We start from the raw sequence: 9,527 nt of genomic DNA on the forward strand, positions 1-9,527 counted from the left end.
GTATGGTCATCTGATGACCATACCACTAATTTTGTAATCGCCTTAGGTCTGTGAGATTAAAGTTTTAACTCCAGGAGGATTTAGATGTATTTACTTATTGCCTTAAGTGCTATTATTTTTCCATTTCTTTTTTTGGTTATATTAAGAATGCCTGCAGCTAAAGGAATGTCTATAAGCGCCATTATTGTTATTGCATTAGGGTTTACGGTTTGGGGGATGGGAGGAAATGTTATTACTTCCTCAACATTGCAAGGGGCTCATAAAGCATTAACCATCCTTTGGATATTGTTTGGTGCATTGGTATTATTAAATACCCTCCGAAACACCGGTGCAGTTGATCGAATTAATCAGGGATTCCAAAATATTTCCGGGGATATGCGAGTACAAGTCATTATTGTTGCGTTTTTATTTGGATCTTTAATTGAGGGAGCAGCGGGTTTTGGAGCTCCTGCTATGGTTACCGGACCATTATTGTTTGCATTAGGATTTAGCCCGTTGGCAGCTGCAACAATAGCCCTAATAGCCGATAGTACAGCAGTTGCCTTTGGAGCTGTTGGTACACCCGTTGCTATTGGTTTGAGTAATAATCCAAATGCGGGGGGAGGATTTTTTCAGGAAATTGCAGTTTCCGTTACAACGATGGATTTATTAGCGGGGACGTTTATTCCATTTATTGTAATAGCCGTATTAACCGGCTTCTTTGGTAAGGGGATAAAGGATGCATTTACCATGCTGCCATGGACTTTAGTGATTGGAATTGTATATACCGGATCGGCTTTATTGTATGCGTTTTTATTTGGTTACGAATTTGTATCGATTCTTGCTGCGCTAACGGGTTTGATTGTTGCTGCGTATACAGCTAAAAAAGGTTGGCTATTGCCAAAGGGAGAATGGAAGTTAGCTTTAAGACAAGATTTTCAAGTGGCTAGTGAAAAATCAAAAATAGGAATTATAACGGCATGGTCTCCTTACATAATTGTCGTTATCCTGCTTCTGCTTACACGTATTGTACCATGGCTTCAAGACTTCACAACGTCAGCGGTTGACCTTTCATGGACGAATATAATGGGAGTAGAAGGAATTACATCAGAATGGGAGTTTCTGTATTCGCCTGGGACTGTCCTGACTCTTGCAGCCATAAGTGCTATATTAGTTCAGCGTAAATCATTTGGCACATTTACAAGCGCATCTAAAGAATCATTAGCATCTATGAAAATGACAGCCATATCGTTAGTTGCTACATTGGTCATGGTTCAAGTATTTGTTAATTCAGGAATGAATATGAATGATTTAGTAAGTATGCCGCAGCATATAGCTGAATCTTTAGCTAATTCCTTAGGTCCAATTTGGATATTTGTTGCACCATTTTTAGGAGAACTTGGTGCTTTTATTACAGGGAGTGCTACCGTTTCAACATTAACGTTCAGCCCAATACAGTACAGCGTTGCAACGCAAGTAGGGTTTGATGTCAATACAGTATTAGCTGCACAGCTGATCGGTGCCGGTGCGGGTAATATGATTTGTGTTCATAATGTAGTTGCAGCAAGTGGTGCGGTCGGATTATCCGGTAAAGAAGGAGATATTATCCGAAAAACGTTAATCCCCGCTGTTATTTATGGTTTACTGGCTGGACTTTCCGGATTTATTATCATGAGTATCTTTTAGACCAGTTGCAGTCGCTCACGCTCGGGAAGAGATTTTATAAATTCATTTATTCGCAGTAAAATGGAATCAAATAAGTAGGAGCTGAGTAATGGTATGGAATATAAAAGAATACAAACCAAAAAGATCTATGAAGAAGTAGCGGAATCTATTATAGACATGGTTAGGAAAGAACGATTAAAGCCCGGGGAAAAATTACCATCTGTGGAGCAATTGGCAAAAAACTTTGATGTTGGTAAATCGGCTATCCGGGAGGCACTAAGCGGATTGCGTTCTATGGGCATTCTCGAGATGAAACAAGGGGAAGGGACCTATGTAAAGTCTTTTGATCCTTCAAAATTCTCGTTACCAGTAACAACAGCTTTTTTAATGAAAAAAGACGACGTAAAAGAGCTGTATGAACTTCGAAAAATATTGGAAGTCGGCACAGCCAGTCTTGCTGCTAAAGTTCATAAAGAAGAGGATCTAATACCTATAGAAAAGGCTCTGATTGTAATGGGAAATGCGAAAGGAAATGAAGATCTGGCAGCAAGTGCCGATACGGATTTTCACGTTGCAATAGCCGATGCAACACATAATCAGATGCTCATCAACCTGATAGCCAGTGTGTCGAATCTTATTTCTGAAACAATACGTGAAACAAGGAGGGTACTTCTGTACTCAGAAAATCGGTCTGAAAAACTATATAAGGAACATGAGCAGATTTTTAAAGCTATCAGGAATAGGGAAACAGAACAAGCACATGAGCAAATGTATAAGCATTTAGATGAGGTTAATAAGGAACTGTTTCAATATATCGACGAAATGTTGGAATAGTCCTATCCTCTAATAAAGTCTTAAGAGTAGACGAGTGTCTGAGAAGGGAGCCGGTATGTTTTCTGCCTCGCTTCTAAGCGAGTGATTTATTGACCAGTTTAGCACCATGGATTTTTAGATGAGTTTAATCGGGGAGGATAACTATGAAAATATCATTATTTGTAACGTGTCTCGGTGAGTTATTCTATCAAGAGGCTGCAAAAGATATGGTCGAGGTGCTTGAACGCCTCGGCTGTGAGATTGATTTTCCGCGGGGGCAGATTTGCTGCGGACAACCAGCATACAACAGTGGTTACAGGAAAGATGCGCAAAAAGCAGCAAAACAAATGATTTCCACCTTCGAGTCATCAGAATATGTTGTCACACCTTCCGGATCTTGTGCCGGTATGTTTAAAGAGTATCCCGGACTTTTCCGTGAGGATGCGGTCTGGCAGGAAAGGGCTCAGAAGGTCGCTGATAAAACATATGAGTTTACCCAGTTTATCGTTAATGTACTCGGTGTTGAGGATGTCGGGGCAGTGTATCCGGCGAAGGCTACCTACCATACTTCATGCCATATGATGCGTTTGCTTAAGGAAACGGAGTCCCCGTTCATGCTATTGAATAACGTAAAGGGTTTGGAGCTGCTGCCGCTGGAGAATAGTTATGACTGTTGCGGATTTGGTGGAACATTTGCAGTGAAAATGGTGTCGATTTCAGAGCAAATGGTTGATGAGAAAGTACGGCATGTTGAGGATACAGGTGCAGATGTGCTTATAACAGCAGATGGTGGATGCCTGATGAACATAAAAGGACGGATTGATCGTGAAGGAAAACCCATAGCTGTTAAACACATTGCACAAATTTTAAATTCTCGTGAATAAAGGAGATGGTATTCATGGCTATGAAAATCGGCGAAAAACCGTTTTTTGACAGGGTGGATGATGCATTAGACGATGACTTCATGCGTGAATCAATGGCCAAGGCACAGGACGGTTTAAGAGGTAAGAAGGTTGCTGCAACAGAAGGCGATGAGTCGATTGGTGACTGGGAGACATGGCGCAGTGCCGGGGAAGATATACGCCGGCATACGCTGGAAAACCTGGATTATTATCTTGAACTTCTAAGCGAAAATTTTGCCAAGCGCGGCGGGCATGTTTTCTTTGCGGAAACGGCTGAAGAGGCGAATGCTTACATACAACAAGTAGCGAAAGAGAAAAATGCAAAAAATATCACGAAGGCAAAATCAATGGTGACTGAAGAAATCGGGATGAATGAAGCATTGGAGGACATTGGCTGTCAGGTTCATGAGACCGATCTGGCAGAATATATTTTGCAGGCTGAAGAAGAAGACCGACCGTCTCATATCGTAGTACCATCACTGCATAAAAACAAATCACAAATTCAGGATACACTGAAGGAAAAAGCCGGATATAGCGGTACCGACCAGCCGGAGGAAATAACATCATTTGCCCGCAGTCGGCTGAGAGATGTGTTTATGAACGCTGATATTGGAATTACCGGGTGTAATTTTGGCGTTGCTGAATCGGGCTCTGTGTCCCTGGTTACAAATGAAGGCAATGCCAATATGGTAACCAGTTTTCCGGAGACCCAAATCAGTGTGATGGGTATGGAGAGACTTGTTCCGTCATGGGAAGAACTTGATGTGATGGTAAACCTCTTGAGCAGAAGTGCAGTTGGTCAAAAGATCACAACATATGTAACGAATGTGACGCCGGAAGTAGAAGAAGAGAGCGTTGACGGCCCGAGAGACTTTCATTTAGTGATTGTGGACGGCGGCAGATCCAAAGCGCTCGGTACGGAATTTCAATCAGCACTTCATTGCATTCGCTGTGCTGCTTGTGTAAACGTATGTCCTGTATATCGTCATATTGGCGGCCATGCTTATGGTTCAATTTATCAAGGACCAATCGGTGCAGTTCTTTCGCCAATCTTAGGTGGTTATGAAGAATACGGCGAACTGCCCTATGCGTCCAGTCTTTGTGCCGCTTGTACTGAAGCCTGTCCGGTTAAAATTCCGCTGCATGAACAACTGATCAGACACCGTGAAAATTACGTTGAGCAAGGGTATTCACAAAAAAGCGAACAGGCAGCCATGAAGGCCTTTGGTATTGGGGCAAGCACGCCATCCTTGTTCAAAATTGCTACCAAAGGGGCACCTGTTTTTGCCAAACCTTTTGTTCATGAAGGTTCAATATCAAATGGTCTTGGCCCAATGAAACTTTGGACCAAAATACGGGAATTGCCGGCACCAGCCAATGAAAATTTCCGGAAATGGTTTATAGAACATAAGAAAGGTGGCAGCCGTGATGAGTAAAGGTACAATTCATAATAGAAATAAATTTCTCAATCACATTGCTGATCGGCTGGGAAGAGAACGGAAAACGGACGTGCAGCTGCCCGATTGGGAATATCAGCCGCAGTGGGATGTCCATCAGGATAGAATGGAAGATGAGCTTTATTCACTGTTTAAAGAGAACAGTGAAGAAAAAGGCACCTATGTCGTGGAGACAACAAAAGATGAGCTGGCAGAAACTGTTGAAGATATTATGGAACGATATGGCGGCGGGACTATGGTCGCAACAAAAGATAATCGATTCGACGACTATGGCCTGACGGATGTTCTGACCAAAAATGATGTCCATGTATGGGAACCAGCATCAGGAAATTTGAATATTGAAGTGGCAAAACAGGCAAATATCGGTTTTCTGTTCAGTGATGTGAGTTTAGCTGAGTCAGGGACAATTACACAATTCAACGACCGGGATATAGCTCGGTCTGTCAGTCTGCTGCCGGTAGCCTATGCGGCTATTGTTCCTAAGTCATCCATTGTTCCAAGAATGACCCAAGCAACAGAGCAGATTCATAAGCAAGTCGAGGATGGCCAGAATATTTCTCCGTATATTAATTTTATTACAGGGCCGAGCAATAGTGCAGATATTGAAATGAACATTGTTGTCGGCGTTCACGGGCCAGTTAAAGCGGCTCATATCGTGGTTTTGGATGCATGATTACAAAAAGGCCAATGGTAACAGTAAAGAAAAATATAAAGAATCCCCGTTATGCCTAGTCCTGACTGGGCATAACGGAGGCTTAATACTGTTGATTGGCTTTGGTATATGTTTGTATCTGCTAACAGCACCTTATTATCCACAGTGTGTGGATAAAATGTAGATAACATCCACATCTTGTATAGAACATAATTTCTGCAACAAAATAACTGCGAACATTTGTGCATATGTGGATAAATTTGTGGATAAGACTATTACAGCTGTTTACTTGGCTTATGCTGCCAGAGCAATATCAATAAAATAAGCATCACAATATCAAGGCGAGCATCAAAGGCGAATTGCAGGAAACCCTGATTCATTAATATCGGCAGTTTTGTTAGGTAAATCGCGCCAAGAATAATGAGAATTAGCGGAGCAACAGCGTGTCTCATATATAATCGAGCTAATATGAATGCACTGCAGGCAATTTCCGTCAGGGCAACGAGAAGTAGCATGGTTTCCGGAGATGGCAGTCCAAGATTCATGAATGTTGCTTTAAAATCGCTGGACACGAGCTTGAGAATACCTGACGCCAAAAAAACATAACCGACCGCATACGAAACCCACTTAGGCATATGCATCGTCTGCATCATAGAACACCTCCATCATTAGTGATACCTAATACATATGCAAGATTGTGGACAACTTTGACAACCTTCTTTTAAAAAAGGACTCCGGGTTTCGGCGCAGCCTGGAGCCTTTGCTATTTCTGCCTTTTATATTATCGGGGAAAATTTTTGAGCCGAGTAGGCGATGAATGCAATCACATAAAGATATAATTTTTTCCCATTGCCCAGGTTATCCACAAAATTCTGTGGATAGAGTGTGGATTGTATGTTGATTTACTGCTTAGGAAGCTAAAATTTGTTACACTATGGGTAACAACACGATACGGAGTAAGAAAATTGAATGGAGGGAAAAGCGAATGGAACGTTTGAGTGAAGAACAGATTGAAAAGGAATTGGAAAATTTGCCTGACTGGAAGCGGATTGATGAGAAATGGATCGGCCGGCGCTACAGGTTTAAGGACTTTTTAAATGGCGTCCATTTCGTGGATAAAGTCGCCGAATATGCTGAAGGCAAAAGTCACCATCCGTTCATTTCAATTGATTATAAAATCGTTACTATGAAAATATCGTCATGGCAGATGAAAGGGTTGACTGATTTGGATTTTGAGATGGTCAATCACTTTGATGAACTTTACGAAAAAGTAGCTAAATAGAAAAGAGACTGGGACAAAAGCATTTAGGGTAAAGAAAAATCCGAACGATGATTCAGCTTTCGAATCAGTTCGGATTTTTCTTTTTGTTGTAACATGGGGTTCCGCGTAAACCAGCGTAGTATTTTTCCGAAGCGGTAGTTAATACCTACAATTGCTATCGTTCGTTTTTAGTGTTGAACATTTTAGTTTTGTCTCAGCCCCTTTTATTTCTTAGCGTTATCGATCTCTCCACTCATGTGCCAGCATGCCGTACACAACATGATCGACATGATGATCATAAAGCCACTCGGCCTGCCGGATTTGACCTTCCTGCACAAAACCGAGACGCTCTGGTATCGCCCGGCTTTTTTGGTTGGCATAAGCAGCGCGTATTTCAATCCGGTTCAGTTCCAGTGAATAAAAAGCATAATCAATCAGGCCGCTGACAGCTCGTGTCATGATCCCCTTCCCTTCATAGTCAGTGCCAAGCCAGTAGCCAATGTGTCCAACTCCATTCGTCCAGTCAAATAGATTGAAACCTGTAACGCCGGCAAGCTCGCCGTGATAAAGAATGCCGGTGGTGAGGCCTCTTCTGTCTGCAAACTGCTTTAATACGGATTCAATAAAAGATTGGGAATCTTCAGGTGTTTTGGTGTGGTCAACCCATGACAGCCATTGCCGTAATGTGTCCCTTGACTGATCCGTTAGCCGGAACAAAGGAGCCGCATCAGTGATTTCCAGGTGCTTCAAAGCAATTTCTTCGTCAATTTCAAACAAAAACATAACATGCGCCCCCCTGATTTAAGTTGAAGATTATTTTACCATATTTGCCGGAGTTATCAAGAGGCATTTTGGGTTAGCCATAAGTTGTTCCATTAGCCTGTTTCCAGTCTGAATGTGCACGTACCGTTACCGTACCGTCAATCTTTCATAGAAATAATTGTGAAAGGTGGTGGCAGAATGTTTGGATATTCAATGGTTCAAACGATACGTGCCAATGCAGACAAGATGGATAAGGAACTGCGGAGTAAGGTTTTAAATTTATACAAACCATTCAAGTGGATGCCCTGTTTCATGCACAATATGATGGAAGGTTCACTTAAGCGGTTCAGAAAACTATCATTGATTATAGAATTTGAGAACGATTACTATGACTCAGGCTGTTCGGAAGTCAGGCAAGTAACCGACGGGCGATTCCGCCATAAATTCCGGCATGACTTCAAGCGAATATCGTGTTGCAGTGTGGATGTGACACCTAAAGGACTTGAGGAACTTTTGTCCAGCTCCAGATCTATCAGGCGGATTTATCTGAACCGGGAAGTGCATGCACTTCTGGATGCAGCAACAGATGCAATTAATGCCCGGGATGTTGTTTACGGTGAGACTGAATTGTCAGGAGAAGGTGTATCGATTGCGATTATAGATACAGGCATTCATCCGCATCAGGATCTGTCCGGAAGAATTAGAACATTCGCTGATTTAGTCAATGATCGAAATGATCCGTATGATGATAATGGCCATGGTACACATTGTGCAGGTGATGTTGCCGGTGATGGAACCGCTTCTTCGTCAAAATACCGGGGACCTGCGCCTCAGGCCGAACTGATAGGTGTGAAGGTTTTAAACAGAATGGGCTCCGGCTCACTGGAAACCGTTATGCAGGGGGTCGAATGGTGTATCCAATACAACGAAGACAATCCGGATTCCCCGATTGATATCATCAGTATGTCGCTTGGCAGCGAAGCGGGCTCTTACAACAATGAAGATGATGATCCTATGGTCAAAGTTGTTGAAAAGGCTTGGGATGAGGGGATTGTCATGTGTGTTGCCGCAGGGAATTCCGGACCGGACCCGCAAACTATTGCCAGCCCGGGTGTCAGCGATCAAGTGATTACTGTTGGCGCATTGGATGATAAAAATACAGCCGACACACGAAGCGATGATACGGTCGCCGAATTTTCCGGAAGAGGTCCGACAGTATATGGTGAGATAAAGCCGGATATATTGGCACCAGGCGTCAATATTGTGTCGCTTCGAGCACCGAATTCTTACCTCGATAAGCTGCAAAAGTCCAGTCGCGTCGGGAATGATTATTTCATGTTATCAGGAACGTCTATGGCAACACCCATCTGCGCTGGTGCTGTCGCATTAATGAAGCAGGCTTTCCCGGACGCTTCCCCCGATGAACTGAAAACTCTGCTGAAAAACAGCGCTGACCTTTGGACTGAAAGAGATCCGAATGTTTACGGCGCAGGTTATCTGAATACAGAGAACACGATAAACGGATAATAGCGGGCAGGCTGAGACCTGCCTTTGTTCTTTCCTCTGGTTCGTTCTTACTAAATCCCATTATATATATAGGTTAAAAGGATGATTTTCTCAAAATTTTAACAAACTATTAGTATATTTTATTATAATAAAAATATTCCAAATAATAAAGGGTGTGAAGATAGCATGATTGTGAAGGATTACGGGAAGAAACTGTTTCTATTTTTCCTGCTGGCAATGGTTGTTGTTATCCCATTTGCCGACCAGGACCAATCAATTGTATCAGCATCCAAAGATACGGCAGAAAAACCTGATCAAACCGAAACAATTAAAACAACTTCTGAAGACCAGGATTTGGAGGACAAGCTTGATGCGATTCTGGAGCATGACAGTCTGAACGGCACAAGTGTTAGTGTCAGCGTCCGGAACGCTGAGAGCGGCGAGATTCTGTATAATCATAATGGCGATTTGCGCCTCCATCCGGCTTCAAACATGAAGTTGCTGTCGGGTGCGGCCGCCATGGAAACATT

10 protein-coding genes are annotated in these 9,527 nt (G+C 42.7%); 8 read left to right on the forward strand and 2 right to left on the reverse strand.

Annotated features, from left to right (window positions below; all coding sequences use genetic code 11):
• Positions 1 to 84: 84 nt before the first annotated feature.
• The 5 genes from VK097_RS02210 (at position 85) to VK097_RS02230 (ending at position 5,489) form a co-directional block, all read left to right on the forward strand.
• A complete protein-coding gene (locus VK097_RS02210; RefSeq protein ID WP_324210159.1) occupies positions 85 to 1,665 on the forward strand; it encodes an L-lactate permease in 1,581 nt (526 codons plus the stop codon).
• A gap of 93 nt (positions 1,666 to 1,758) precedes the next feature.
• Positions 1,759 to 2,478, forward strand: coding sequence for a FadR/GntR family transcriptional regulator (locus tag VK097_RS02215; protein ID WP_324210160.1), 720 nt, complete (start codon positions 1,759 to 1,761; stop codon positions 2,476 to 2,478).
• A 143-nt stretch (positions 2,479 to 2,621) separates the two neighbouring features.
• Positions 2,622 to 3,341: a (Fe-S)-binding protein gene (locus VK097_RS02220; RefSeq protein WP_324210161.1), complete on the forward strand. Its 720-nt coding sequence runs from the start codon at positions 2,622 to 2,624 to the stop codon at positions 3,339 to 3,341.
• A gap of 14 nt (positions 3,342 to 3,355) precedes the next feature.
• Positions 3,356 to 4,795 (forward strand): LutB/LldF family L-lactate oxidation iron-sulfur protein, encoded by a 1,440-nt coding sequence (locus VK097_RS02225; protein ID WP_324210162.1) that lies wholly within the window; start codon positions 3,356 to 3,358, stop codon positions 4,793 to 4,795.
• Positions 4,788 to 5,489, forward strand: a complete 702-nt coding sequence (locus tag VK097_RS02230) for a LutC/YkgG family protein (protein ID WP_324210163.1) — start codon at positions 4,788 to 4,790, stop codon at positions 5,487 to 5,489. Before VK097_RS02225 ends, VK097_RS02230 begins: the two co-directional genes overlap by 8 nt.
• Before the next feature lie 254 nt (positions 5,490 to 5,743).
• On the opposite strand, the gene VK097_RS02235 is transcribed toward VK097_RS02230, so the two are convergent.
• Entirely contained in the window at positions 5,744 to 6,121 is a 378-nt protein-coding gene (locus VK097_RS02235; RefSeq protein ID WP_324210164.1) for a DoxX family protein, read from the reverse strand.
• 332 nt (positions 6,122 to 6,453) lie between these two features.
• Here VK097_RS02235 and VK097_RS02240 point away from each other — a divergent pair, with 332 nt between their 5' ends.
• Positions 6,454 to 6,750, forward strand: a complete 297-nt coding sequence (locus tag VK097_RS02240) for a 4a-hydroxytetrahydrobiopterin dehydratase (RefSeq protein WP_324210165.1) — start codon at positions 6,454 to 6,456, stop codon at positions 6,748 to 6,750.
• A 216-nt stretch (positions 6,751 to 6,966) separates the two neighbouring features.
• Here VK097_RS02240 and VK097_RS02245 read toward each other — a convergent pair whose 3' ends face one another.
• Positions 6,967 to 7,512, reverse strand: coding sequence for a GNAT family N-acetyltransferase (locus VK097_RS02245; protein ID WP_324210166.1), 546 nt, complete (start codon positions 7,510 to 7,512; stop codon positions 6,967 to 6,969).
• Between the two features lie 177 nt (positions 7,513 to 7,689).
• On the opposite strand from VK097_RS02245, the gene VK097_RS02250 reads away from it, so the two are divergent.
• The gene (locus tag VK097_RS02250) at positions 7,690 to 9,018 is read left to right on the forward strand and encodes a S8 family peptidase (RefSeq protein WP_324210167.1); all 1,329 of its coding nucleotides are present in this window, start codon (positions 7,690 to 7,692) and stop codon (positions 9,016 to 9,018) included.
• Positions 9,019 to 9,183: 165 nt separating this feature from the next.
• On the forward strand, positions 9,184 to 9,527 hold a 344-nt coding region (locus VK097_RS02255; protein WP_324210168.1), incomplete at its 3' end, for a D-alanyl-D-alanine carboxypeptidase.

Source organism: Lentibacillus sp. (assembly GCF_035301675.1).
GTDB lineage: Bacteria > Bacillota > Bacilli > Bacillales > Amphibacillaceae > Lentibacillus.